Origin of the sequence: Streptomyces sp. NPDC051563 (assembly GCF_044454225.1) — a bacterium.
Lineage (GTDB): Bacteria > Actinomycetota > Actinomycetes > Streptomycetales > Streptomycetaceae > Streptomyces.
The window spans coordinates 236,727-260,845 of record NZ_JBITDL010000003.1; the positions used below are offsets into that span (position 1 = coordinate 236,727).

Annotated in this window: 22 protein-coding genes; 13 read left to right on the top strand and 9 right to left on the bottom strand. The window is 73.6% G+C overall.

Going from position 1 to position 24,119, the window contains the following annotated elements:
* Positions 1–33: 33 nt before the first annotated feature.
* Both scy and mce read right to left on the bottom strand, forming a co-directional pair.
* Positions 34–4,689 carry a polarized growth protein Scy gene (scy, locus tag ACIA8F_RS05335; protein WP_399376861.1) on the bottom strand — a complete coding sequence of 1,552 codons (4,656 nt, stop codon included), beginning with the start codon at positions 4,687–4,689 and terminating at the stop codon, positions 34–36.
* 181 nt (positions 4,690–4,870) lie between these two features.
* On the bottom strand, positions 4,871–5,299 hold the full coding sequence (gene mce / locus ACIA8F_RS05340; protein ID WP_274549601.1) for a methylmalonyl-CoA epimerase: 429 nt from the start codon (positions 5,297–5,299) through the stop codon (positions 4,871–4,873).
* Positions 5,300–5,436: 137 nt separating this feature from the next.
* Between mce and ACIA8F_RS05345 the strand changes: the two genes are divergently transcribed.
* From ACIA8F_RS05345 to ACIA8F_RS05355, 3 genes are all read left to right on the top strand, one after another.
* Entirely contained in the window at positions 5,437–6,633 is a 1,197-nt protein-coding gene (locus ACIA8F_RS05345; RefSeq protein WP_399376862.1) for an acetyl-CoA C-acetyltransferase, read from the top strand.
* A gap of 88 nt (positions 6,634–6,721) precedes the next feature.
* Positions 6,722–7,717 carry a methylmalonyl Co-A mutase-associated GTPase MeaB gene (gene meaB / locus ACIA8F_RS05350; RefSeq protein ID WP_399376863.1) on the top strand — a complete coding sequence of 332 codons (996 nt, stop codon included), beginning with the start codon at positions 6,722–6,724 and terminating at the stop codon, positions 7,715–7,717.
* Between the two features lie 40 nt (positions 7,718–7,757).
* Positions 7,758–7,832 carry a 50S ribosomal protein bL37 gene (locus ACIA8F_RS05355; protein ID WP_099895366.1) on the top strand — a complete coding sequence of 25 codons (75 nt, stop codon included), beginning with the start codon at positions 7,758–7,760 and terminating at the stop codon, positions 7,830–7,832.
* A 98-nt stretch (positions 7,833–7,930) separates the two neighbouring features.
* Here ACIA8F_RS05355 and ACIA8F_RS05360 read toward each other — a convergent pair whose 3' ends face one another.
* The 5 genes from ACIA8F_RS05360 to ACIA8F_RS05380 all read right to left on the bottom strand — a co-directional run bounded on the left by ACIA8F_RS05360 (position 7,931) and on the right by ACIA8F_RS05380 (position 11,320).
* The gene (locus tag ACIA8F_RS05360; protein WP_399376864.1) at positions 7,931–8,500 is read right to left on the bottom strand and encodes a PepSY domain-containing protein; all 570 of its coding nucleotides are present in this window, start codon (positions 8,498–8,500) and stop codon (positions 7,931–7,933) included.
* Positions 8,501–8,653: 153 nt separating this feature from the next.
* Entirely contained in the window at positions 8,654–9,130 is a 477-nt protein-coding gene (locus ACIA8F_RS05365) for a MarR family winged helix-turn-helix transcriptional regulator (protein ID WP_399376995.1), read from the bottom strand.
* An 83-nt stretch (positions 9,131–9,213) separates the two neighbouring features.
* Positions 9,214–10,035 carry an AIM24 family protein gene (locus ACIA8F_RS05370; RefSeq protein ID WP_399376865.1) on the bottom strand — a complete coding sequence of 274 codons (822 nt, stop codon included), beginning with the start codon at positions 10,033–10,035 and terminating at the stop codon, positions 9,214–9,216.
* The gene (locus ACIA8F_RS05375) at positions 10,032–10,682 is read right to left on the bottom strand and encodes an AIM24 family protein (protein ID WP_399376866.1); all 651 of its coding nucleotides are present in this window, start codon (positions 10,680–10,682) and stop codon (positions 10,032–10,034) included. The genes ACIA8F_RS05370 and ACIA8F_RS05375 overlap by 4 nt, the downstream gene beginning before the upstream one ends.
* Entirely contained in the window at positions 10,682–11,320 is a 639-nt protein-coding gene (locus ACIA8F_RS05380; RefSeq protein WP_383952575.1) for an AIM24 family protein, read from the bottom strand. Before ACIA8F_RS05380 ends, ACIA8F_RS05375 begins: the two co-directional genes overlap by 1 nt.
* A gap of 182 nt (positions 11,321–11,502) precedes the next feature.
* Here ACIA8F_RS05380 and ACIA8F_RS05385 point away from each other — a divergent pair, with 182 nt between their 5' ends.
* From ACIA8F_RS05385 to ACIA8F_RS05410, 6 genes are all read left to right on the top strand, one after another.
* On the top strand, positions 11,503–11,847 hold the full coding sequence (locus tag ACIA8F_RS05385) for a DUF3817 domain-containing protein (RefSeq protein ID WP_399376867.1): 345 nt from the start codon (positions 11,503–11,505) through the stop codon (positions 11,845–11,847).
* The gene (locus ACIA8F_RS05390) at positions 11,844–12,140 is read left to right on the top strand and encodes an MTH1187 family thiamine-binding protein (RefSeq protein WP_383952579.1); all 297 of its coding nucleotides are present in this window, start codon (positions 11,844–11,846) and stop codon (positions 12,138–12,140) included. The genes ACIA8F_RS05385 and ACIA8F_RS05390 overlap by 4 nt, the downstream gene beginning before the upstream one ends.
* 78 nt (positions 12,141–12,218) lie before the next feature.
* Positions 12,219–12,845, top strand: coding sequence for a C39 family peptidase (locus ACIA8F_RS05395; RefSeq protein ID WP_399376868.1), 627 nt, complete (start codon positions 12,219–12,221; stop codon positions 12,843–12,845).
* A gap of 158 nt (positions 12,846–13,003) precedes the next feature.
* Positions 13,004–14,767 carry a glycosyltransferase family 2 protein gene (locus ACIA8F_RS05400; RefSeq protein ID WP_399376869.1) on the top strand — a complete coding sequence of 588 codons (1,764 nt, stop codon included), beginning with the start codon at positions 13,004–13,006 and terminating at the stop codon, positions 14,765–14,767.
* Positions 14,768–14,770: 3 nt separating this feature from the next.
* Entirely contained in the window at positions 14,771–16,777 is a 2,007-nt protein-coding gene (locus ACIA8F_RS05405; RefSeq protein ID WP_399376870.1) for a galactose oxidase-like domain-containing protein, read from the top strand.
* A 618-nt stretch (positions 16,778–17,395) separates the two neighbouring features.
* A complete protein-coding gene (locus ACIA8F_RS05410; RefSeq protein ID WP_399376871.1) occupies positions 17,396–17,524 on the top strand; it encodes a hypothetical protein in 129 nt (42 codons plus the stop codon).
* On the opposite strand, the gene ACIA8F_RS05415 is transcribed toward ACIA8F_RS05410, so the two are convergent.
* Together ACIA8F_RS05415 and ACIA8F_RS05420 are read right to left on the bottom strand one after the other, a co-directional pair.
* Positions 17,521–18,594, bottom strand: coding sequence for a glycoside hydrolase family 6 protein (locus ACIA8F_RS05415; protein ID WP_399376872.1), 1,074 nt, complete (start codon positions 18,592–18,594; stop codon positions 17,521–17,523). The two genes, ACIA8F_RS05410 and ACIA8F_RS05415, sit on opposite strands and share 4 nt — an antisense overlap.
* 453 nt (positions 18,595–19,047) lie before the next feature.
* Positions 19,048–20,064 carry a DUF5937 family protein gene (locus ACIA8F_RS05420; protein ID WP_399376873.1) on the bottom strand — a complete coding sequence of 339 codons (1,017 nt, stop codon included), beginning with the start codon at positions 20,062–20,064 and terminating at the stop codon, positions 19,048–19,050.
* A 476-nt stretch (positions 20,065–20,540) separates the two neighbouring features.
* On the opposite strand from ACIA8F_RS05420, the gene ACIA8F_RS05425 reads away from it, so the two are divergent.
* From ACIA8F_RS05425 to ACIA8F_RS05440, 4 genes are all read left to right on the top strand, one after another.
* A complete protein-coding gene (locus tag ACIA8F_RS05425; RefSeq protein WP_399376996.1) occupies positions 20,541–21,896 on the top strand; it encodes an MFS transporter in 1,356 nt (451 codons plus the stop codon).
* Positions 21,897–21,917: 21 nt separating this feature from the next.
* Entirely contained in the window at positions 21,918–22,427 is a 510-nt protein-coding gene (locus tag ACIA8F_RS05430; protein WP_399376874.1) for a MarR family winged helix-turn-helix transcriptional regulator, read from the top strand.
* Positions 22,428–22,578: 151 nt separating this feature from the next.
* Positions 22,579–23,640 carry an MBL fold metallo-hydrolase gene (locus ACIA8F_RS05435; RefSeq protein WP_399376876.1) on the top strand — a complete coding sequence of 354 codons (1,062 nt, stop codon included), beginning with the start codon at positions 22,579–22,581 and terminating at the stop codon, positions 23,638–23,640.
* 48 nt (positions 23,641–23,688) lie between these two features.
* Positions 23,689–24,018, top strand: a complete 330-nt coding sequence (locus ACIA8F_RS05440) for a DUF3817 domain-containing protein (protein ID WP_399376877.1) — start codon at positions 23,689–23,691, stop codon at positions 24,016–24,018.
* Positions 24,019–24,119: the final 101 nt, after the last annotated feature.

Sequence of the window (24,119 nt, forward strand, 5' to 3'; positions counted from 1 at the left end):
CCTCCATCAGGAGCACAGAGTCGAGCGAGCTGACTAGCCCTCTGACGTCTTGCCACCCGAACGAGTGGAACCCGCTGTCGCACCGGCCTTCACGCCCCCCGCGCCCTGGCCGCCGACCCCGGTCTTTCCGCCACCCGAAGGCGCCTCGAATGATTCCAACGCCTCAAGAACGTCCTGGACACGGGAGATCTCCGCCTGAATGTCCTCGCGCCTGCGCACGAGGACCTCCAGCTCGCGCCGGCCCTCCTCGACGAGCCGCTCGGCCTCCGCCGTGGCCTCCGCGAGCTTGCCCTCGGCGGCCCGGACCAGTTCGGCCTTCTTCTGCTCGGCCTCCTTGAGCAGCGCCTCCGCCTTGCGCACCGCGGCGATGCGGACCTTGCTCGCCTCGCTGCTCGCGTCCGACACCAGCGCCTTGGCCTTCGCATCGGCCTCGACGCTCTGCTCGGTCGCCGCCCGCACCAGCTTGTCCACGCGCTCGCCGGCCGACTTCATCTGCTCGGCCGACTCCCGGCGGGCCCGCTCGTGCAGCTCCTCGACCTCCGCCTCGACGCGGCCGCGCAGCTCCTCCGCCCGATCCCTTATGGCCGCGGCATCACTGCGCGCCCCGACCAGCAGTTCATCGGCGTCCGTACGGGCCTTCTCCACCAGGGAGTTGCCCTCCACGGTCGCCTCCGAGCTGATCCGCGCGGCCTCCTTGCGGGCCGCGTCGACCATCGCGTCCGCCTGCTCCTCGGCCGCCGTCGTGGCGGCCAGGGCCTGCTTCTGCGCGTCCCCGGTGAGCTTCTCGGCCTCCGAGGAAGCCTCCGTGATGAGCCGGTCGACCTGCGTAGCGGCCTCGCTGCGGCGCTTGTTGGCCTCTTCACGGGCCTCGTCCAGCACCCGCTCCGACTCGCTGCGCGCCTCGGTACGGATCCGCTCGGCGTCGGTGGCGGCCTCGGCCTTGACCCGCTCGGCCTCGGACCGGGTGCGCGTCGCGTGCTCCTGCGCCGAGGACAGTGCCTCGGCGGCCTCGGACCGCAGCCGCTCAGCCTCGTTCGCCGCCTCGCCGACCGTGCGCTCGGTGTCCTTGCGGGTCTGCTCGGTGAGCCGGTCCGCCTCCGCGACGGCCTCGCCGACCAGGTGGTCCGCCTGCTCGGCGGCCTCGGTACGGATCCGGCCCGCCTCGGCGCGCGCCTCGTCCAGGGTCCGCTCGGACTCCCGCTCGGCGCCCGCCAGCGTCTCGTTCGCCGCGACCGTGACCCGGTCCGCCTCCGCGGTGGCCTCGCCGATGATCCGGCCGCCCTCCGCGCGTGCGTCGTCCAGGGTGCGCGCCGCCTCGGCACGCAGCCGGTCGGCCTCCGCCGCGGCTTCGCCGACGGTGGCCTCGTTGGCCGTGCGCGTCTCCTCGACGAGCCGGTCGCCCTCGGTGCGCGCATCGACGAGGATCCCCGTCGCGTCCCGCTCGGCCCCGGCCAGCGTCTGCGCGGCCTGCGCCGTGAGCTGCTCGGCCTTCGCCTTCGCCGCGTCCAGAGCGGCGGCCGCCTCGGCCCGCAGCGCCTCGGCCGCGGCCTCGGCCTCGCCGACGGTCAGCGCATTGGCCGCACGGGTCTCCTCGGTGAGCCGCTCCGCCTCCGAGGCGGCCTCGGTGATCAGGCGGTCCGCCTGCTCGGCCGCCTCCGTGCGCAGCCGGTTCGCCTCGGAGCGGGCCTCGTCCAGCGTGCCCGCGGCCTCCGTACGGGTCGCCTCGGCGGCGGCCTCGGCCTCGGCCGTGAGCCGTGCCGCCTCCGCCGCGGCCGCGGTGACCGCGGCCTCGTTGGCCGCGCGGGTCTCCTCGGTGAGCCGCTCCGCCGCGGCCGTGGCCTCCGCGACGATCCGGCCGCCCTCGGCGCGGGCGGCCTCCAGGGCCTCCGCGGCCTCGCCGCGGATCCGGTTGGCATCGTCCCGGGCGTCGGCCTTCGTACGGGCCGCATCGCGCTCGGAGGCGGCCAGCGCGTCGGTGGCCTCCGTGCGCACCCGCTGCGCGTACTCCGCCGTGTCCGCGCGCAGCTGCTCGGCCTCGGCCGCGGTCTCCGTGCGCAGCCGCTCGGCCTCCGCCGCGGTCTCCGTGCGCAGCCGCTCGGCCTCGGCGATCGCGTCGCCGACCGTGCGGGCGGCCAGTTCCTTCGCCGCGTCCGTCTCGGTGCGCGCCTCGGTGCGGATCCGGTTGGCGTCCTCGGTGGCCCGCTCCCGCTCCGCGTACGCGTCGTCGCGGACCCGGCCGGACTCCTCCTCGGCCTCCGTCCTCGTACGTTCCGCCGCGTGCTCGGCCGCGCTGCGCAGCCCCGCGACCTCTTCCTCGGCCTGCTCGTGCAGCCCGGCCACGGCGTCGCGCACCTGCTGGGCGGTGGCCTCGGCCGCCGCGACCACCTCGGACGCGCGCCGCTCGGCCTCCTCGGTGAGCCAGACGGCCTCGGCCGTTGCCTCCTCGGAACGCTTGCGGGCCTGGGCGAGGAGCTCCTCGCTCTCCTCCCGGGCCTGCGCCCGCTCGCTCTCCGCGTCCGTACGCGCCGAAGCCAGCGTCTCCTCGGACTCCCGGCGGCGCCTCGCGGCCTCCTCCTGGGCCGCGGCCAGCGCCTCGGCAGCCTCCTGCGCGACCCGCTCGGCGGCGGCCTTGGCCTCCGCGCGCAGCCGGTCCGCGGTCTCCTGCGCCTCGGAGCGCAGCCGCTCCGCCTCCGCCTCGGCCTCGCCGGTCAGCCGTACGGCGGCCTGCTCGGCCTCCGCGCGGGCCCGGCCGGCGTCCTCGGCGGCCTCGGTGCGCAGCTGCTCCGCCTCCGCCTCCGACTGCGCCTGCAGCGTGCGGATCCGCTCCGCGGACTCCGCGCGGAGCCGGTCGCTCTCCTCGGTGGTCTCCTTGCGGATGTTCTCGGCGGCCACCCGGGCATCGCGCAGCGTCTGCTCGGCGGTCGCCAGGCGTCCCTCGGCGTCGGCGTGCAGCCGGACGAGCTCCTCGTCGGCCTCCGCCCGCTTAGCCGACAGGGCCCGCTCGGTCTCCTCGCGCCGCACGGCCGCCGCGGCGTCCGCCTCGGCCCGTACCGACTCCGCCTGCTCCTCGGCCTCCGCGCGCAGCCGCTCGGCCTCGGCGCGGGTCCGCTCCAGGGTCTCCTCGGCCTGCTTGCGCAGGGTGGTGGCCCGCTCGACGGCCTCGCCGCGGACCCGCTCGCTCTCGGTGTTCGCCCCGGCGCGCACCTCGTCGGCGTCGGCCCGGGACTTGCCCAGCAGCTCTTCGGCGGTGCGGGCCGCCTCCTCGATCTGCTGGACCGCCTCCCGGCGGGCCTCGCCGCGGATCCGCTCGCCCTCGGCGACGGCCTCCGCGCGCAGCTGCTCGGCCTCGCCGCGCAGCCGGCGGGCCTCCTCCTGGAGCTCGACCGTACGGGCCCGGTACTCCTCCGTGTCGTCCTTCGCGGCGCCCTTGAGCTCATCGGCCGTGGCCGCCGCCTGGGCGCGCAGCCGCTCGGCCTCCGCCTCGGCCTCGCCGCGGATCCGCTCGGCCTCCTCGGATGCCGCCCGGGTGGTGGCGCGGGCGTCCTCCGAGGCCTTGTTCAGGACCTCCTCGGCGGTGCGGGCCGCCTTCGCCAGCTGGGCCGCCGTGTCCTCGGCCGCCGCCGTACGGGCCTGCTCGCCGGCCTCCTTGCGCAGCCGGTCGGTCTCCGCGCGGGCATCGGCGAGCGCCTGCTCGGCCTCGGCCTTGAGGGTCTCGGCCTCCTTGTTGGCCTCGCCGACCAGGCGGGCCACCTGCTCCTTGGCCGTACGGGTGCGCTGCTCGTTGACGGACTCCGCCGAGGCGAGCTGCCGTGCGGCGCTCTCCTTGGCCTCCGCGAGCAGCTTCTCCGCGGCCGCCCGCGCCTCGCGCAGGGCCCCTTCGGCCTCCTGGGTGCGCTGCTCGGCGACCCGGCCCAGGTCCATCGTCTGGCGACGGGTCTGCTCGGCCTCGGCGGAGGTGGTGGAGCGCAGCCGCTCCGCGTGCTCGGTGGCCTCCTGGGCCTGCGCGGAGGCGGCGGTCAGCAGCCGCTCGGCCTCCTTGCGGGCGCGCAGCAGCGTCGACTCGGCCTCGGCGCGGGCGGATTCGTTCTCGGAGGCCAGCCTGCGGGTGGCCTCGGAGGCGACCCGGGCGGCCTCGGCGCGCGCGGTGTTCAGGGTCTGCTCGGCCTCGACGCGGGACTCGTCCATGAGCCGGCGGGCCTGGGCCTCGGTACGGGCGCGCAACTGCTCGGCCCAGGCGACGTTCTCGTTGACGTGGGCTTCCACCGTCTGGCGGCGCTCGCTCAGTTCCTGGTCCAGGCGCTGGCGGCGGTTGACGGCCTCGGCGTGCAGCTCGGCCTGGAGCCGCGCCTGGTGCTCGGCGTGCTCCTGGAGGATGCGCTGCGTCTGCGCCCGGACGTCGCGCAGTTCGCGCTCGGCGTCGGAACGCATCTGGTCGGCCTGGATCTGGGCATTACGGAGCAGCTGCTCCGCCTGGTACCCCATGTCCGCGCCGTCGTAGGCGGGGCGGGACGCCAGGTTGCGGCGTACCTCGTGGAGCTTGGCGCGCAGCACCTCGACCTGGTACCCCAGGTCATCGGCGTGCTGGACGGCCTTCCCGCGTTCCTTCTTCAGCCGCTCCATCTCGGCTTCGAAGCGCGAGAGATGGTCGGCCTCGGCCTGATGGCTCTCCTGGCTTTCGTAGCCCCGCACAGCGCGGTCCCATCCGTCCCCTGGTCGCAAGCTCACTACCGAATGAGCACCGTCCGCCCGCTGAACGACGCCCCCGGGGAATGGTGTCAGATCCCGGGTCGGTCGATACAGGCCCCGACCCCGTCTCCGCACCGAACCCCGGCCGAGCCAAAGCCACTCTACCGGCCGGGGAAACGGGACATCAGTGGTCGGGGTTGCTCGTGACCAGTTCGGTGAGGACGCCGTGGCAGTCCTTGGGGTGGAGGAAGGTGATCGAGGAGCCCATCGAGCCGGTGCGGGGCTGGTCGTAGAGGACGCGGACGCCCTTGCCGCGGATGGCTTCCGAGTCGCCCTGGACGTCCTCGGTGCCGAAGGCGATGTGGTGCACGCCCTCGCCGTTCTTGGCCAGCCACTTGCCGACCGCCGAGTCCTCGCGGGTGGGCTCCAGGAGCTGGAGGTACGAGGCTCCGCCGTCCGAGGTCTCGTTGATCTTCAGCATGGCCTCGCGGACGCCCTGCTCCTCGTTGACCTCGGAGTGGAACACCTCGAAGCCGTACGTGGCACGGTAGAACTCAACCGTCTTGTCCAGGTCGAAGCAGGCGATCCCGATGTGGTCGATTCTTGTCAGCATGGACACAGTGCAGCGCTACCGGAGGCGGTTACGCAACGTGCGCGCGATCACACTCACGCGCCGGTGACGGCACGGGTACCGCTCAGTACATTCGGGTAAACCCTCGTTCACTCCTCATCTTCAAGGGGCTGTGCTCCATGTCCGGAACGAACAACACCACGTCAGTGATCGTCGCCGGGGCCCGCACGCCCATGGGGCGACTGCTCGGCTCGCTGAAGTCCTTCTCGGGTGCCGACCTCGGCGGCTTTGCCATCAAGTCCGCGCTGGAACGGGCCGGGATCTCCGGCGACCAGGTCCAGTACGTGATCATGGGCCAGGTGCTCCAGGCCGGCGCGGGCCAGATCCCCGCCCGCCAGGCCGCCGTCAAGGGCGGGATCCCCATGAACGTGCCCGCGCTGACCATCAACAAGGTGTGCCTGTCGGGCCTCGACGCCATCGCCCTGGCCGACCAGCTGATCCGCGCCGGGGAGTTCGACATCGTGGTCGCGGGCGGTCAGGAGTCCATGACCAACGCCCCGCACCTGCTGCCGAAGTCCCGTGAGGGCTACAAGTACGGCGCCATCGAGATGCTCGACGCGATGGCCTACGACGGCCTCACCGACGCCTTCGAGAACATCGCGATGGGCGAGTCCACCGAGAAGCACAACACCCGCCTCGGCATCGAGCGGGCCCCGCAGGACGCCTTCGCGGCCACCTCCCACCAGCGCGCCGCCGCCGCGCAGAAGAACGGCGTCTTCGAGGCCGAGATCACCCCGGTCGAGATCCCGCAGCGCAAGGGCGACCCGGTGGTGTTCTCGCAGGACGAGGGCATCCGGGCCGAGACCACCGTCGAGTCCCTCGGCAAGCTGCGTCCGGCCTTCGCCAAGGACGGCACCATCACCGCGGGCACCTCCTCGCAGATCAGCGACGGCGCCGCCGCCGTGGTCGTGATGAGCAAGGCCAAGGCCGAGGAACTGGGCCTGGAGTGGCTCGCCGAGATCGGCGCCCACGGCAATGTGGCGGGCCCGGACAACTCGCTCCAGTCGCAGCCGTCCAACGCGATCCTGCACGCCCTGAAGAAGGAGGGCCTCGGCGTCGAGGATCTCGACCTCATCGAGATCAACGAGGCCTTCGCGGCGGTCGCCGTGCAGTCGATGAAGGACCTCGGCGTGACCCCGGAAAAGGTGAACGTCAACGGCGGCGCCATCGCCCTGGGTCACCCGATCGGCATGTCCGGCGCGCGCGTGGTGCTGCACCTGGCGCTGGAGCTCAAGCGCCGCGGCGGCGGGGTCGGCGCGGCCGCCCTGTGCGGTGGCGGCGGCCAGGGCGACGCCCTGATCGTCCGCGTCCCGTAGCGGCAGCCTGCCCGTACCAGTACCAGTACCCGTACCCGTACCCGTACGAGAACCGCGGGACCCGTGAGAACGAAGGAGCGCAGCAAGAATGACGGCGGTGGACGTCCCCCAGCTGGTGGCCCAGGCCCGTGAGGGCAGGCCGCGAGCGGTCGCCCGGCTGATCTCGCTGGTCGAGGGGGCGTCCCCGCAGCTGCGCGAGGTGATGGCGGCGCTGGCCCCGCTCACGGGCAACGCGTACGTGGTGGGCCTCACCGGCTCCCCGGGCGTCGGCAAGTCCACGACCACCTCGGCGCTGGTCTCCGCGTACCGGCAGGCCGGCAAGCGGGTCGGCGTCCTGGCCGTCGACCCGTCCTCGCCGTTCAGCGGGGGCGCGCTCCTCGGCGACCGGGTGCGGATGTCGGACCACGCCTCCGACCCGGGGGTCTACATCCGCTCCATGGCCACCCGCGGCCACCTGGGCGGACTGGCCTGGGCCGCCCCGCAGGCGATCCGGGTGCTGGACGCGGCCGGCTGCGAGGTGATCCTGGTCGAGACCGTCGGGGTCGGGCAGTCGGAGGTGGAGATCGCGGCGCAGGCCGACACCTCGGTGGTGCTGCTGGCCCCCGGGATGGGCGACGGGATCCAGGCCGCGAAGGCGGGCATCCTGGAGATCGGCGACGTCTACGTGGTGAACAAGGCCGACCGGGACGGCGCCGACGCCACCGCCCGGGAGCTGAACCACATGCTGAGCCTGGGGGAGTCCCGGGGCAAGGGCGACTGGCGGCCGCCGATCGTGAAGACGGTCGCGGCGCGCGGTACGGGCATCGACGAGCTGGTCGAGGCGCTGGAGAAGCACCGGGCGTGGATGGACGAGCGCGGGGTGCTGGCGCAGCGTCGTACGGCCCGGGCCGCGCGCGAGGTGGAGACCATCGCGATCACCGCCCTGCGGGCCCGGCTGGCCGACGTGCACGGCGACGCCCGGCTGGACGCGCTGGCCGGACGGGTGGCGGCGGGGGAGCTGGACCCGTACGCGGCCTCGGACGCGCTGCTGGCGACCCTGGTGGAAGTTGCGGAACCGGATGCGGAGCCCGCGGGCCGGTCATAGACTGGCGAACGCCCGGAATGCCCCGACGCAGGGAGGTTTCATGGCGAAGCGCGGCAACAAGAAGCGAGCCCGCAAGAAGAAGAAGGCAAACCACGGAAAGCGTCCCAACGCCTGACCGTGGGCACGGACCACATACGGAAGCCGCACCCCGTCCAGGGGGTGCGGCTTCCGTACGTACGGGGTGGGGCGGGCCGGGCCGGGTGGGACCGGACCCTAGCCGTTGTCGTTCTCGTCGTTGTCGTTGTCGTCGTGGGAGACGGTGGCCTTGCCGGAGGTGGGGTCCACGTGGACGTTCGTCGTCTTGCCGCCGGACTTGATCTCCACGTCCCAGTACGGCTTGCTGTCGTTGTCGTCATCGTCGTCCCACTGCACCGACCAGACCTGGCCGGGATGGGCGGCGACCGCGGCCTTCATGGCCTGCTGGGCGGTGACCTTCGCGGCGATCAGGGCGGCGTCCTCGTTCCCGTCGTCGTCGTTCTGGTCGGTGTTCTCGACGGCGACCGCTCCGGTGGCCGCGGTGACGATCAGCTCCGTGTTGCTGCCGTCCTTGCCGATCACGTTCACGTGCCAGACGGAGCCGTCCTTGTCGAGGGACTCGACGACTCCGGGATGGCCCTTGAGGGCCGCCGCGGCGGCCCCCTCGGCATCGACCGCGGCGCGCAGGGGCGCGGAGACGCTGCCGGCGGCCGCTTCGGCCGTGGACGCGGCGGCGGCCGCCACCGGTCCCCCGACCAGCAGGACCGCGGCGGCCGCGGCCGACGAGACGTACAGGGTGCGCTTCATGGCGTGACCTCCTCAGGCCGGCCATGGCGCTTACGGTTGCTCGGCGGCGGCCGGCGAGCGAGCGTTACCGCCCATTCTCCGGCCTGCGGCCGGGTACCGCCGCTCGGGGACCGGCCCGGGGCCCCTGCCGGGGCTCCGGACCTCCGCGGCGGCTCAGGCCTTGCCGCGGCCCGCGCGCAGGTGCTCGGCGACCGGGCCGAGCGCGGCGCGCAGCGCGGCGAGGGCGTCCGGCGGGAGCAGGTCGATGAAGTGCCGGCGGACGGACGCCACGTGGTGCGGGGCGACCTTGCGCATCGTCTCCATGCCCTCGGGCGTGAGGACGGCGTAGAGCCCGCGGCGGTCGGACTCGCAGTTCACGCGGCGGACGAGGCCCGCCGCTTCCATGCGGGTGATCTGGTGGGAGAGCCGGCTCTTGGACTGCAGCGTCGAGGTCGCGAGATCGCTCATCCGCATCCGGAGTTCATCGGATTCGGAGAGGTTCACGAGGATCTCGTAGTCGTTGTTGGTGAGCCCGAACGGCTGGAGGTCCTTTTCCAGCTGGTGCGACAGCAGTCTGCTGACGTCCAGGTGGGTGCGCCAGGCGCACTGCTCGGCGTCGCTCAGCCAGGGGGTGGCCGTCTCGGTCTCGATGGTCTCCATGAGAGAACTCTACCTAAGAAGTTGAATTACGTACAAAAATACGGCGAGGTGAGAGGTTTCCTACAGTCTCGGCGTCACAGCCCGAAGCGCCTCTGGAGATCACCCAGCTGCCCCGGCATCCGCGGCACCCCGAGCTGCCCCAGCGGACCCTGCTGCCCCTGGCCGGGGACGCCCTGCGCGTTGCCCGTGGCCGCTCCCGGGCCCACCGCCCCGATCGCCTTGTCCGGCATCAGCATCTCCGAGGACTGGAGGAGCACGGTACCCGCACCCACGAACTCGAACTGGTGCTCCTCGCCCGAGGAGCCCCCGATGCCCGTCAGCGAGCGCAGGCCCCCGATCACGCCCGACATGTAGCCGTGGTCGTAGTGGTGGCACGGGGAGGGGCAGTCCGCCCAGCCCACCAGCGCCTGCGGGTCCACGCGCAGCGGCGGCTCCATGAACACCACCGGGCCGCTGGAGGCCGCCACGAACTTCCCGGTCCCGATCAGGGTGAGGAATCCCGGGACGATCGACTGCTTCAGCGCCAGCGAGGGCTGGTAGGCGAGCAGGTTGCCGGACCGGATGGTCAGGTTGCCGTTGTCCAGGTCGTACGAGTTCACGTCGAAGGCCCGGTCGGCCAGCAGCATCTTGCCCTGGCCCTCGGCCACCACCCAGTCGCTCGCGTGCAGCGGCGAATGGAAGCTGGTGCGCAGCAGCCGGTCGAAGCGGCCGTGGCCGATCCCGTTGAACTCGATGCGCCCGTAATAGGCGATCATCTTGCCCTTCTGCAGGAACCACTGGCTCCCCTTGAGCTCCACGCAGAAGGTGTAGGCGTTGACGTTGTCGTCCGACGGCAGGGTGTACGGGTCGAAGACGGTCGGACCTCCCGGTCCGCCGGTCACGGGACCAAAGTTCACAGCTTCTCCTCCGAGGCCTGTACGTACACCGCGCCCTGACCGGACAGCTCCAGCTGGAACGCCTCGCCCGAGCCGCGCCCGACCATGTCCCGCCAGCCCAGCGCCGTGGACAGCTTGTTGCGGACCTCGCCGTGGTGGGCGACGTAGGCCTGCGGGTCCACGTGGACCGGGCGGTTCGGGTGGATCGGCAGCTCGATGACCCCGCCGTGGGCCATCACGGCCACCGAGCCGTGGCCCTTGAGGGTGGTGGTGAACAGGCCCTGGCCGGTCACCTGGCCGCGCACCATGCCCATGACCCCGCCCTGCGCGCCCATGAACATCGTGCCCTGCTGGAGGGTGCCGTCGAAGGCGAGCAGCCGGTCGGCCTCCACGTAGAGCGTCTCGCCGGTGAGGCTGATGACCTGGATGTGGTGGCCGCCGTGACCGAACATCACGGTGCCGCTGCCCTCGACCTCCATCAGCGGGGTCTGCTCGTTCGCCACGCGGCGCCCGATCATGCCCATCACCCCGCCCTGGCCGCCGGTCAGGCTCGGGGTGAAGGAGACCTCGCCGCGGTAGGCGAGCATCGCGCCGCGCTGGCTGTACATCTTCTGCCCCGGTACGACCTGGGCCTCGACCATCTTCGAGTTGATCTCGCGGAACGGCATCAGACGTCGCCCCCGATGGTGTTGCGCTCGCTGGGCTGCACGTACACCAGGCCCTCGCCCTCGAAGCGGATCTGGAACGCCTCGCCGGAGCCCTCGCCGATCAGCGTGCGGAAGTTCACGCCGGACTGGAAGGACTGCTGGAGGTTCCCGGTGTGCGCGATGTACGCCCCCGGGTCGACGGAGAGCGGGTACTGCGAGCTGACGCGCAGTACCACCGCCGGGCCGTCGGACATGATCGCCGCCTGCCCGCTGCCCTCGACGGTGGTGGTGAACAGGCCGTTGCCCGTCGTCGCACCGCGCAGGCCGGTGAAGGTGGTGCCGGTGCGCAGGCCGGCATCCGTGCACAGCAGGTTGCTGGACTCGACGTACAGCTTCTCGCCGCGCAGATTGACCAGATTGATCTCACTCGCCCGGTCGGCGAAGAAGCAGGTGCCGTGACCCTGCACTTCCATCACGGTCATCTGCTCGCCGGTGAGCCGCCGGGTCACCATTCCGCGGAGGCCTTCGCCGCCGCCGGTCATCTTCTTGAAGGCCATCTGGCCGTCGTACGCGACCATGGCGCCGTTCTTCGCTTTCACGGCGTCCCCGGTCAGGTCGACGGCGAGCACCTTGCTGCCTTGGAGTCGGAACTGAGCCACGGGAAGACGTTATCCGCAGCGGGCGGCACCGAACAGAGCCCGTTGGCCGATATCCGTCACGGTTCGGCACGGTCCCGCCCGGTCCGCCCCGGTCCGCCGGGAGCGCGGGGCCCCGCGCCAAGATCGCCCGGGGCTGCTGAGACACTGGGACGGACCCCCGGCATCCACCCCGAAGGTTCCACGTGGACATCAAGACCGCTTCCGCCCTGCACCGGCTGCGCCTCATCTCCGTACCGGAGGCGCTCTCGTTCCCGGCGCTGCTGATCTTCGGCTCGGTGCTGAGCCGGATCTCGGACATCGACTACCTGATGATGCCGCTCGGCATCATCCACGGGATCCTGTTCGTCCTCTACGGCATCTTCCTGCTGAACGTCTGGTTCAAGGCGAAGTGGCCCCTGAAGAAGGTCGCCCTGTTCTTCCTGCTGTCGCTGATCCCCTTCGGCGGCCTCTACGGCGACCGCGTGCTCAAGCGGGACGAGTCGGCCGGCGTGCTCGCCGCCCGCGCGCGCGAGGCGGCCCGCGCATGATGATCGCGTTCTCGGTGACCCCGCTGGGCGTCGGCGAAGAGGTCGGCGAGTACGTGGCCGACGCGGTCCGCGTGGTCCGTGCGTCCGGGCTGCCGAACCACACGGACGCGATGTTCACCACCATCGAGGGCGAGTGGGACGAGGTGATGGACGTGGTCAAGCGTGCGGTCGCCGCGGTGGAAGCGCGCGCCCCCCGCGTCTCCTTCATCCTCAAGGCCGACATCCGCCCCGGCGTCACGGACGGCATGACCTCCAAGATGGAAACGGTGGAACGCCACCTCGCCGGGGGCTGACCGGACCGTGCGGGTGTACCGCAGTGGCCTCGTATGACGCGTATTGCGCCCCCGTAGGGCCTGGCAGACTGCGGAGGCATGAGTGTCTCCGTGATCAAGCACGCCGTCCCGTACTACTCCCAGTGGGAGTCCGCCGCGCTGGTGCCCGGGTTCGTCGCGGGGGGTGATGCGGCCCGGGATCCGCTGTGGGCCGGGTCCGGTGCGGGCTCCCCGCAGGAGTACGCCTTCTGGGCGCCGCGGATGTGCGGGGTGGCCTGTCTGCGGATGGTGCTGGGGCGGCTGGAGCTCCCGGTGCCGCCGTCGGTGGAACTGGTGAAGGAGCTCTCCGCGGCCGGGGCGTACGTCCGGGACGGGGACAGCGTGCGGGGGCTGATCTACCAGCCGTTCGCCGCGTACGTGAACGCCCGCTGGGGTCTGGACGCCCGCTCGGTGCCCGCGCTGGACCACGGGAGCGTACGGGAGGTGCTCGCCCGGGGCGGGCTGGCGATGCTGTCGGTCCACTGGTCGATCCGCACCCCGGGCGCCGCACCGGAGTCCCGGGGCGGTCACCTGGTGCTCGCCGTCGGGGCCACCGAGGACGCCGTCCTGGTGCACAATCCCTCCGGCTTCCCGGACGGCACCCAGCGCTACGCGCCCGTCCCCTGGGCCGACCTGGACCGCTTCTACGCCGGACGCGGCATCCTGCTGGGCGGCCGGCCGGGCTGAGCGGCCCGTTCCGGGCCGGCCGGCTCCCGGCGCCCCGTTCGGCCCTGCTCGCGAGGACACGGAACGGAACCGCCCGGTCGGGCGCATCCAGTTCGACAGGCCGAGGCATCTCCCCTTTCGTGGGGATACGTACCTCGGTTTCGAGCACTGGAGGAACCGTGCGGCAGGAAGCCTTCGACTACGAGACCCACAGCCGGCTCGCCGGCCCCTGTGAGGAGCCGGATCCCGCCGCCGCCTACCGGGTGGAGTACCGCTCCCTCCTCGCGCGCGAGGACCTCCGGACCCGAATACGGGCCGTCGCGCTCATGTCGCTCGCCCCCGTCGCCGCCGTCGGGCTGCTGCTCTACCTCGTCTGGCCCACGCACCGCACGGTCCGCGAGGGCGGAGCGGGCTGGCTCGTGCGGCTGGATGCCGTGATGCTCGGATCCGTCGCCCTGATCATGCTCTTCATGGTGGTCAACGTGGTCTCGATCGCCCACGCCACGATGGCCGCCCGCGACCCCGTCCCGGTCCCCGCCGAACCCGGCACCCGCGTCGCCTTCCTCACCACGTACGTCCCCGGCAAGGAACCGCTCTCCATGGCGGCCGCCACCCTGCGCGGGGCCGTGGCCGTCCGCCACGACGGGCCGCTCGACGTCTGGCTCCTCGACGAGGGCGACGATCCCGGGGCCAAGGAGCTGTGCGCGGCGCTCGGCGTGCGCCACTTCACCCGCAAGAACGTCCCCGAGTGGAACGCGGCGAAGGGGGCGCACCGGGCGAGGACAAAGCACGGCAACTACAACGCCTGGCTGGCCCGGCACGGCGGGGACTACGACTACCTCGCCTCCGTGGACACCGACCACGTGCCGCTCCCGGAGTACCTGGAGCGGATGCTCGGCTTCTTCCGCGACCCCGACATCGCCTTCGTCGTCGGCCCGCAGGTCTACGGCAACTACACCTCCTCGGTCACCAAGGCCGCCGAGTCGCAGCAGTACCTCTTCCACGCGCTGATCCAGCGCGCGGGCAACCGCTACGGCGCCCCCATGTTCGTCGGCACCAACAACGCCGTCCGGATCAGCGCCCTGCGGCAGGTCGGCGGGCTCTACGACTCCCTCACCGAGGACATGGCCACCGGCTTCGAGCTGCACCGCAGCAGGAACCCCGGCACCGGGCGGTTCTGGCGGTCCGTCTACACCCCCGACGTGCTGGCGGTGGGTGAGGGGCCGAGCACCTGGACCGACTTCTTCACGCAGCAGCTGCGCTGGTCGAGGGGGACGTACGAGACCCTCCTGCGGCAGTACTGGCGCGGCTTCCTGCGGATGCCCCCGGGCCGCTGCCTCAACTACACCCTGATGCTCGTCTACTACCCCATGACGGCCGTCAACTGGCTGCTGGGCGTCCTCAGCTGCGTGCTGTTCCTGTGGTTCGGGGCCTCCGGCACCCAGGTCTCCTCCGAGGTCTGGCTGATGCTCTACACCGACGCCGCCGCCCTCCAGGTCGGCCTGTACCTGTGGAACCGCCGCCACAACGTCTCCCCCCACGAGCCCGCCGGCTCCGGCGGCCTCGCCGGCATGGCCATGTCCGCCGTCTGCGCGCCCGTCTACCTGCGGGCGCTCGGCTCGGCGGTCCTGCGGACCCGGGGCCGCTTCGTCGTCACACCCAAGGGCGGCACCGCCAGCCCCGACCGGCCCGCGACCTTCCGCATCCACCTCTTCTGGGCCGCCGTCCTCCTCCTCTCCCTCGCCGCCTCCGTGCGCTACGAGCACACCCACGCGGCCATGCGCATCTGGGCGGTGCTCGCCCTGGCCGTCACCCTCGCCCCGCCGGCCCTGTGGGCCGTCACGGAGCTGCGCGCCCGGACGGACCGGGCCGCGTCCGGCGGGGGCACCGCGCCGGGCGGGGAGCCGGAGCAGGCGTTCGCGACGACGGCGGGAGGGAACTGAGCCATGCCGTACCGGCCTTCGCAGCAGTTCAAGAAGACGGCCCTGGGCGCCGGGGCCGCCGCCGTGCTGCTCGCGCTCAACGCCCCGGCCGCGCTCTCCTTCGCCGGGGACCGCTACCACTCGTACAAGATCGGGCAGTCCAGCTACCGCGTCCAGTACGGCTCGTGGGGGCTGACCCGCATCCCCGCGGAGTACCGGATCAACGCCATGCACGCGGCGCTGCTGCGCACCGGCAAGGTGCTGCTGATCGCCGGGTCCGGCAACGACCAGCGCAACTTCGACAAGGGCACCTTCTCCACCGTCCTGTGGGACCCGGCGGACGACAGCTTCAAGAAGATCCCGACCCCGGAGGACTTCTTCTGCTCGGGCCACAGCCAACTGCCCGACGGGCAGCTCCTGGTGGCCGGCGGGACCGCGCGCTACGAGGTGCTCGGCGGAAAAGTCACCCGGGCCGGCGGCGGCATGCGGGTCAAGAACGAGAGCCCCGACAAGGTGGTGAGACTGCCGAAGGGCACCGTCTTCCGGTCTCCCACCGGGGTCGAGTACGTGTCGAAGTTCGCCGTCAGCGTCCCCAAGGCCACCCGGCGGTTCGAGATCGCCCACGGGCGCGGCGGGCAGATGATGCCGTGGAAGACGAAGGTGGTCGCCGCGGAGGCGCGGGTCTTCGTCGAGGCGGCCCGGGAAGGCGCCGCGGGGCTGACGACCCAGGCCGCCCAGTACACGGTGTCCGGACTCACCGGCGCGGACGCCCGCAACGTCTACGGGCTCGCGGAGCGGCTCAGCGCCGACAAGCAGGACTTCCAGGGCATCAAGTCCGCCTACGAGTTCGACCCGCTGGCGGAGAAGTACGTACCGGTCGACCCGATGAGGGACGCCCGCTGGTACCCGACCCTGGTGGGCCTCCAGGACGGGCGGGTCCTCGCGGTGTCCGGGCTCAACGACGTGGGCGACGTGGTCCCCGGCGACAACGAGTACTACGACCCGAAGACCAAGAAGTGGTCCAAGGGGCCCTTCCGCTACTTCCCGACCTACCCCGCCCTCTTCCTCACCCAGGGCGGCAAACTGCTCTACACCGGCTCCAACGCGGGCTACGGGCCCAAGGGCAAGGGGCGCGAGCCCGGCGTATGGGACCTGGCGGCCAACCAGTACCGGAAGGTCGAAGGGCTGGCCGACGCCGACCAGCTGGAGACCTCCTCGTCCGTCCTGCTCCCGCCGGCCCAGGACCAGAAGGTGATGGTGCTCGGCGGCGGCGGGGTCGGCGAATCCAGGCTCTCCACCGACCGCACCGCGATCGTGGACCTCAAGGCGGAGGTGCCCGTCTTCCGGTCGACGGCCCGGCTGCCGCAGCGGGTGCGCTACCTCAGCAGCGTGCTGCTGCCCGACGACTCCGTCTTCACCACCGGCGGCTCCGCCGACTACCGGGGCCGCGGCGCCAGCGACATCCGCAAGGCGCAGTTCTACTACCCGCGCACCGACACCTTCGTGGCCGCCGCCTCCCCGACGGTCGGGCGCAACTACCACTCCGAGGCGCTGCTGCTGCCCGACGGGCGGGTGGCGACCTTCGGCTCCGACCCGCTCTTCGCCGACAAGGACAACACCAGGCTGGGCAGGTTCGAACACCGGCTGGAGGTGTACAGCCCGCCGTACCTGCACCGGGACCCGGCGGTGCGGCCGGTCCTGGGGGAGGGGCCGCAGGAGCTAGGGCTCGGCGGCCGCGCCACCTTCCGGGCGCCGAGGGCGGAGCGGATCCAGCGGGCCCGGCTGATGCGGCCGAGCGCGGTCACGCACACCACCGACGTAGAGCAGCGCTCGATCGAGCTCGGGCTGGAGAAGACGGCCGGCACGGTGACGGTCGCCGTGCCGGCGGACCCGACGCTGCTGCCGCCCGGCTGGTACATGCTGTTCGTGACGGACGCGGACGGGACCCCGTCGGTGGCCAAGTGGGTCCGGGTGCGCGAGGCACCCGCCCCCGTACGGCGCGAGCCCCGGGACGGCTGGCTGAGCGAGTAGGTGGTGGCGGCGGGGGCGGGAGCGGTGGCGGGAGCGGCGGGAAACGACCTCGCGCGGGTCGGCCGGCCTCGCCACAATGGCGGCCGTGACGACATCGGGGGCCGGCGGGACGCCGGATGCAGTCGGCGGGGCGGATGCGGTCGGCGGGCCGGCGGACGGGGTGGAGCCGCTCGCCTGGTGCCTGGTCGCCAACGTCGGCCGGGAGACCGCACACGGCGACGGCGGCCTGGAGATCCGCGACGGCCTGCGGCACTTCTCGCCCGGCGCGCTGGTCTGGCTGACCCCGCCCATGTGGGGCGACGGCGGTGAGCGGATGCGGGCGACGGGGCGGCGCCGCAAGAACCGGTGGCACCACCTGTCGGTCGTGGTGCACACCCGGCACCTGGAGAACTTCCGCGTGAAGGGCGTCTACGGCCCGGCCCTGCTCACCGCCCTGGAAGGGACCCGCACGAGCGGACCCGGGGCCCGGACGTACCCCCTGTGGGCCTCGCGCGAGCAGGCGCAGCAGATGGCCGACGCGCTCGCCGAACACCGGGTGGAAGTGCGGGTACGGGGGGCCACGCCCTGCCGGAGTACCCGTACGGGATCCAGTTCCCGCCGGTCGGCGATCCGCCGCCGATGGAGTTGGAACACGGCGGGCACACCTTCTACCTCGCCCGGTTCAACGCCCGGCGCGCCGTGTACAGCCACCTCCCGCCTCCCGCGGAGCCGCCGGCCGAGCCCCCGACCGGCCCCGAGACGGCCTAGTCCGCGGCGCGGCGGGCCAAGCCCAGGGCGTAGTCCGGCCACCAGGTGCCCGCCGGGGGGCCGCCGCGGCAGGTGCCGTCCGATTCGCCGGGGCGCTTGACCCAGAGGTACGCGTCCACGAGCGCGTCCTGCGTGGCGTCGGTCGGCGGTGTGCCCAGGGCCCGGCCCGGCGGGTTGCACCAGGCCTGGCCGGGGTCGCCCCGGAGGGGGCCGTCGCCGTTGCGGCTGGTGTCGATGACGAAGTGCTTGCCCTTGGTGGCCTTGGACAGGGCGGCGCCGTACTCCCGGCCGGCCGCGCTGGGCTGGAAGTTGGAGACGTTGAGGGAGAAGCCGTCGGCGCGGTCGAGGCCGGCCTTGTAGAGGGGACCGACCAGCTTCTCCGGGTCCGGGATCCAGGCCGGGTTGCCGGCGTCCAGGTAGACCCTGGTGTTCTTGTTGCGCTTGAGCCGGTCGACGGCCTCCGAGAGCAGCTGCAGCCGTTCTTCGCGGTGGCCGGCCTGGGTGCAGCCGTCCACCAGGTGCGGGACCGCGTCCGGCTCCAGCACCACCAGGGCCCGCGTGTCGGCGATGTTGTCGGCGAGGGCGCCGGTCCAGCTCCGGTAGGCCGCGGCGTCCCGGGCGCCGCCCGCCGAGTGCTGCCCGCAGTCCCGGTACGGGATGTTGTACGCGACGAGGACCAGCGTGCGGCCGGCCGTACGGGCACCCTTCCCGGCCCGGCGGACCTCCGGGCCGGGGTCGCCCGCCGGAACCCACAGGGCCATCGGCCGGTCGGCGATGCGGCGCAGCACCTGGGCGTCGCTGTTGCGGCCCTGCGCCTCCCAGGCGGTGACCTGGCGGGCGGCGTCGCTCTGCGGGTCCACCCAGAACGGGGACTCGTCGACGAGGCCGAGCCCTGCCGGGTGGTGGGGCGGTGCGGATTCCGGCTGGGCGGTGGGGGCGGGGGCGCAGGCCGCTGTCGCGGTGAGGGCCAGGGCCAGGGCCAGGGTCAGGGCGGCGGCCCTGGCTGTGGCTCCGGATGCGGTTCCGGATGCGGTGAGGAGGGTGGCGGGGCGGCTGCGGGGGGCTGGCATCCGGCTTCCTCGGGGCGATGGGGCGATGGGGCGGGCGGCGGCTTCGGCTGCGGGCGCGGGTTGCCCGGTGCGGGTGGCGCGGTGCGGCGCGGCTGAGGGCCGGGTCATCGTGACATGGGGGCAGGTGGGGAGGGGTGCGACCGCGCCGCGTGCGTATGGGTGCAGCTGCGGGGGTCCGAGCCGCGAGCTTGGAGTCCCCTACCCACCCTTCGCCCGTTCCCCGGGCTCCGCCCGGACCCGCCGCGGGCTGCGCCCGCCCCCCTGGGCTCCGCCCGGACCCGCCGCGGGCTGCGCCCGCCCCCCTGGGCTCCGCCCGGACCCGCCGCGGGCTGCGCCCGCCCCCCTGGGCTGCGCCCGCCCCCCTGGGCTGCGCCCGCCCCCCTGGGCTGCGCCCGGACCCGCCGAGCCCGGGCTGCGCCCGAGCACCTGGGGCTCCGCCCCAGACCCCGCGCCTCAAACGCCGGCGGGGCTGGAATCGGGGCTGGAATCGGCGGCGCCGCCTGTCAGGGCGATGGCCAGGGGGGTGCGTTCGTACAGGATCTGGTGGCCGTGGCGGGCGGAGATGAGGAGGCCGGCTTCCTGGAGGGTTTTGAGGTGGGCGGAGACCGTGGAGGGGGCCAGGGACAGGCGGTGGGCCAGGGCGGTGGTCGAGGCCGGGTCGGTGAGGGCGCACAGGACGTCCGCGCGGGCGCGGCCCAAGAGGCGGGCCAGGGCCTGGGGGGCCGGGCCCGCGGGGGCCGTCCACAGGGCGCCGATGCCGCGGGCCGGGTAGACGAGTGTCGGCTGCCACGGAGGGTCGTAGCCGCCCACCACCTCCGGCCAGACGAAGGCGCTCGGCATGAGGAGGAGCCCCTGACCGTCGAGGGAGCGGTCGTGGTGGCCCCGGCGGGCGATGCTGAGGGTGTTGCCGGACCAGCTCAGATCCGGGTGCAGGCCGTCGAAGAGGGCCTCCAGCCCGCCCGCGGCCAGCCGCCGCGAGTGGAACAGGACGTCCGCCTCCAGCAGGGCGCGCAACCGGGGCCAGTGCGGGGCGACCAGCGCACGCCAGGCCTGCTCGTAGAGGTCGGCCAGCTCCTGGACCGCCCGCTCGGGATCCGCCAGCATCCGCTGCCCGGCCGCGCTCTCCAGGGCGCCCGGGGTGCAGACGAGGGAGCGCCGCAGGTCCTCCCGCGCCGCCTGCGGATCGGCGGCCCGGACCCGCCCGAGCTCCTCCTCGAAGGTGACCGAGGGGCCCGTCGGCGGCGGGCTGAGAAAGTCCGGATTGTGTCCCGAGCGCGGCATCAGCAGCCACAGCGGCCGCAGGTCCAGCCCGGCGGCCGCGGCACGGATCCCGCGCAGCCAGGGCAGGTGGTAGGCGTGCCGGCGCCGGTCCAGGAGGACCCGTACCGCCTCCTGGGTCTCCCAGCGGGGCGAGAGCGAGAACCGGCAGCGCAGCAGGTCGGCCGCGCCGAAGCGGAAGTGGAACGGCACGGGGCCCTCCGGGGGTGGGACGGGACGGGCTGGGTCGGGCGAGACGGCCGGACCGGGCGACGGGCGGCCGGCCCACCGGGCCGGAGTCCGGCGCGCCGGAGTCCGGCGCGCCGGGCCGTGCCACCGAGTGCCGGACCCGGCCGTCCGGACCCGGCTGCCCGGCACCAGGCCGCCCGGTCCGTCGGCCCTTCGGCCGGAGGTGGGTGATTCGGGTGGGGACGAATCTCTGGTACCCCAGCCTAGGCCCCGTCAGGGTGCTCCGTATGACCACCGCAGATCCGTCCCCGTCCCCGGTGACCACCGCCCCCGGCCCGGGCGCGCGGGACCGGGCCCCGTCAGCCGCCGCCGCTTCCGCGTCCGCCGCAGGCCCGGGCGCCGTGCCGGGCCCGGGCGCCGTGCCGGGCCGGGTCCGGTCCGGCGCCGCCCCCGGTCCGGGTAGGTCCACCGGCGTCCCCGGGTCGGGCCGGCCAGCCGTTGTGGGTGCCGGGCCGGGCGAGGTCCGGTCCGTCGCTGCTCCCGGCTCTGGCGCTGCTCCCGGCTCGGGCGCTGCTCCCGGCTCGGGCGCCGTGCCGGGTACGGGCCGGTCCGTTGGCTCGGGTGGGGCGGGCGTGGCGGGGGCCGGCGGGTATCGGGACGTGTTTCGGGTCCGGGAGTTCCGGCCGGTCTTTGCCGCGCACCTGTTGTCCGTGCTCGGCGTCGTCATCGCCGAGATCTCCCTCACCGTGCTGGTGTACCGCGCCACCGGGTCCCCCCTCATGAGCGCGCTCACCTTCGCCCTCGGCTTCCTCCCCTACGCCCTCGGCGGCACCCTCCTCGCGCCGCTCGCCGACCGGCTGCCCGCCCGGCGCGTGCTCGTCGGCTGCGACCTCGTCTGCGCGGCCTGCGCGGCGGTCATGGCCGTGCCCGGTACGCCGGTCGCGCTGCTCCTCGTGCTGCGCTGCGCGATGGCCTTCGTCGCGCCGCTGTTCCAGGGCACCCGCAGCGCCTCCCTCGCCGACGTGCTCGGCGCGGGCGAGGCGTACGTCCTGGGGCGCTCGCTGCTGCGCATGGTGGCGCAGAGCGCCCAGCTCATCGGTTTCGGGCTCGGCGGTCTGCTGCTCACCGTGCTGGCCCCGCGCGGGGCCATCCTCCTCACCGCGGCCGGGTTCCTCGGCTCCGCGGTCCTGCTGCGCCTGGGCACGCGGGCCCGGCCCGCCCGGTCCGCGGGCGCCGGTCCGCGGGTCTCCCCGGTCGCGGGACTGCGCGCGGTCCTGGGCCATCGCCGGCTGCGGGCCCTCACCCTGCTGTCCTGGCTGCCGCCGCTGTTCGTGGTCGTGCCCGAGGCGCTGCTGACCCCGTACGCCACCGGTCTCGGCATCTCCACCGCCGGGCTCGGGCTGCTGATGTGCGCGATGCCCGCCGGCGCCATCGCGGGGGAGGTGTGGGCGGGCTCGGCGCTCACCGCCCGAACGCGTTCGCGGATCACGGCCCCGCTCGCGGCGCTCTCGCTGCTGCCGCTGTTCGCGTACGCCGTCCGGCCCGGCCTGCCGCTCCTGCTGGGCACGCTCGTCCTGGCCGGGCTGGCGCACGCGTACACCCTCGGGCTCGACCAGTGGTACGTCGAGGCCGTGCCCGAGGAGCTGCGCGGCCGGGCGATGACCCTGCTCAGCACGGGGCTGATGACCCTTCAGGGCGTCGGCATGGCGCTCGCCGGGGTCGCGGCGGAGTTCCTGCCCGTCCACGTGGTGGTCGCGTCGGCCGCGGTGCTGGGGACCGGGGTCGTCCTGCTGCTGCTCGCGGAGGTACGGCGGACGGACGGGCCGAGGCGTGAGACGGATCCCGCCGCCAAATGACCGCCCGGTAGGGTCTGATGCGTGCCCAAGCCGCTCAGCCTTCCCTTCGACCCGATCGCCCGCGCCGACGAACTCTGGCAGCAGCGCTGGGGTCCGGTGCCCTCGATGGCCGCGATCACCTCGATCATGCGGGCGCACCAGATCCTGCTCGGCGAGGTCGACGCGGTCGTCAAGCCGTACGGTCTGACCTTCGCCCGCTACGAGGCGCTGGTGCTGCTGACCTTCTCCAAGGCCGGGGAGCTGCCGATGTCGAAGATCGGCGAGCGCCTGATGGTGCACCCGACCTCGGTGACGAACACGGTGGACCGGCTGGTGAGGTCCGGGCTCGTCGCCCGGCGCCCGAACCCGAACGACGGGCGCGGCACGCTCGCGTCGATCACGGACAAGGGCCGCGAGGTGGTCGAGGCGGCCACGAAGGCGCTGATGGAGATCGACTTCGGGCTGGGCGCCTACGACGCCGAGGAGTGCGGGGAGATCTTCGCGCTCCTGCGCCCGCTCCGGGTGGCCGCGGCCGACTTCGAGGAGCACTGACCGCCGCCTGACACGGCCGGCGGCCCCGGCCGCAGCCGGCCCCCGTGCCCGCTCCGACGCCCCCCGCCCCCCCCGTGCCCGCTCCGACGGCGCCCCCTGCGGCCGCGGCGTACGCTCGGCAGGAGAGCCCGGACTGCACCGCGGAGGGCCGATGACCGCGCTCGGTGACCTGATCGAGATCGACGACCGGACCGTCCTGGTCCTCGGGCAGGACCTGGACCTCGGCCGCGGGCAGCCGGACGTGGCCAACGCCCTGGTGCACCGGGCCGGCGACACCCTGGTGCTCGTGGACACCGGGGTCACCGAGGCCTTCCGCACGGCGCTGCGGGAAGCGGCCGCCCGGGTCGGGCCCTGGTCGCGGGCGCTGGTGCTGACCACGCACGGCCACCTCGACCACATCGGCAACGACGACCTGGCCGACGCACTGGGCGTCCCGGCCGCGCACTGGGTACCCGCCCCCGACGTGCCCCAGATGCGGGATCCGGTCGCCTACTGGGTACGGGCCTTCGAGCGCGCCGCCGGACCGGCGGCGCTGACCGACCCCGCGGGGACCGCGGCCCGGGTGGTCGCGCTCTTCCGGCCGATGCGGCCCTTCGGGGAGACGACCCGGACCTACGAGGAACGGCCGCCGGAGCAGATCCGCATCGGCCCGCTCCGGTTCACCGGCTGGACCTTCGCCGACGGCGCGGTCCGCGTGCTGCGCAGCCAGGGCCACTGCGCCGGGCACGTGGTCGTGCACCTGCGGGACCCCGGTGTCCTGCACCTGTCCGACGAGGACAACGGTCCCTGCGGAGCCATGGCCGACGCGGACCAGCTCAAGATCCAGACCGTGCTGGGTTCCGCGGCCGTCCTCGTCGAGGCGGGGGAGGCGGCGCTCCTCACCGACGGCCACACCTTCGCCGTACGCCGGGGCGCCGAAGCGGTGTCCCACCTGGACGGTCTGCTGGAGCAGGCCGCCGCCCTGGGGGAGGCCTCGCTGGGACTGGCCGGGGAGCGGGTCGTCCCGAGCGCCTTCGCCGCCCGCTACGCGCAGGTGATGGCCGGCGCGGGCGGCGGCGGAGCGAACCCGAGCGCGCCGTTCACCGCCATGTCGGCGGTCAACCAGCTCCGCGAGCTGGGGCTGCGCCCGGAGTCCGGCGCCGTCGACGCGCCCTGGTCCCGGCCCGCGCTCCGCGATCCGGAGCGGGCCGCCCCGTCTCGCGGCCCCCGGTGACCCGGCCCCCGTCAAGATCGTGCAAACCGGACGGCTAGGCTCGACGGCATGAAACGAAGCGTGCTGACCCGCTACCGCGTCATGGCCTACGTGACCGCGGTCATGCTCCTCATCCTCTGTGCCTGCATGGTGGCGAAGTACGGCTTCGACACCGGCGCCGACCTGACCTTCGCGGTCTCGCAGGCGCACGGTGTGCTGTTCATGATCTACCTGGTGTTCGCCTTCGACCTGGGCTCCAAGGCCAAGTGGCCGTTCGGCAAGCTCCTGTGGGTCCTGCTCTCCGGCACCATCCCGCTCGCCGCGTTCTTCGTCGAGCGCAAGGTCCGGGCCGAGGTCGAGCCCCTCGTCGTCGGCGATCCGGCCGCCGCCCGCGCCTGACCCCACGGCCCCAGGTGATCCACCTGCGGTGATCCACCTGCGGTGATCCACCGACCCCCGGGGCGAGTCCCCGGGGGTTTGCCATCGACATTTACTAGGAC

Coding starts and splice junctions, on each gene's coding strand:
- mce (WP_274549601.1), bottom strand. CDS start 5,299: ATGCTGACAAGAATCGACCACATCGGGATCGCCTGCTTCGACCTGGAC.
- ACIA8F_RS05345 (WP_399376862.1), top strand. CDS start 5,437: ATGTCCGGAACGAACAACACCACGTCAGTGATCGTCGCCGGGGCCCGC.
- meaB (WP_399376863.1), top strand. CDS start 6,722: ATGACGGCGGTGGACGTCCCCCAGCTGGTGGCCCAGGCCCGTGAGGGC.
- ACIA8F_RS05360 (WP_399376864.1), bottom strand. CDS start 8,500: ATGAAGCGCACCCTGTACGTCTCGTCGGCCGCGGCCGCCGCGGTCCTG.
- ACIA8F_RS05375 (WP_399376866.1), bottom strand. CDS start 10,682: ATGCCGTTCCGCGAGATCAACTCGAAGATGGTCGAGGCCCAGGTCGTA.
- ACIA8F_RS05390 (WP_383952579.1), top strand. CDS start 11,844: ATGATGATCGCGTTCTCGGTGACCCCGCTGGGCGTCGGCGAAGAGGTC.
- ACIA8F_RS05395 (WP_399376868.1), top strand. CDS start 12,219: ATGAGTGTCTCCGTGATCAAGCACGCCGTCCCGTACTACTCCCAGTGG.
- ACIA8F_RS05405 (WP_399376870.1), top strand. CDS start 14,771: ATGCCGTACCGGCCTTCGCAGCAGTTCAAGAAGACGGCCCTGGGCGCC.
- ACIA8F_RS05410 (WP_399376871.1), top strand. CDS start 17,396: ATGGAGTTGGAACACGGCGGGCACACCTTCTACCTCGCCCGGTTCAAC.
- ACIA8F_RS05415 (WP_399376872.1), bottom strand. CDS start 18,594: ATGCCAGCCCCCCGCAGCCGCCCCGCCACCCTCCTCACCGCATCCGGA.
- ACIA8F_RS05435 (WP_399376876.1), top strand. CDS start 22,579: ATGACCGCGCTCGGTGACCTGATCGAGATCGACGACCGGACCGTCCTG.
- ACIA8F_RS05440 (WP_399376877.1), top strand. CDS start 23,689: ATGAAACGAAGCGTGCTGACCCGCTACCGCGTCATGGCCTACGTGACC.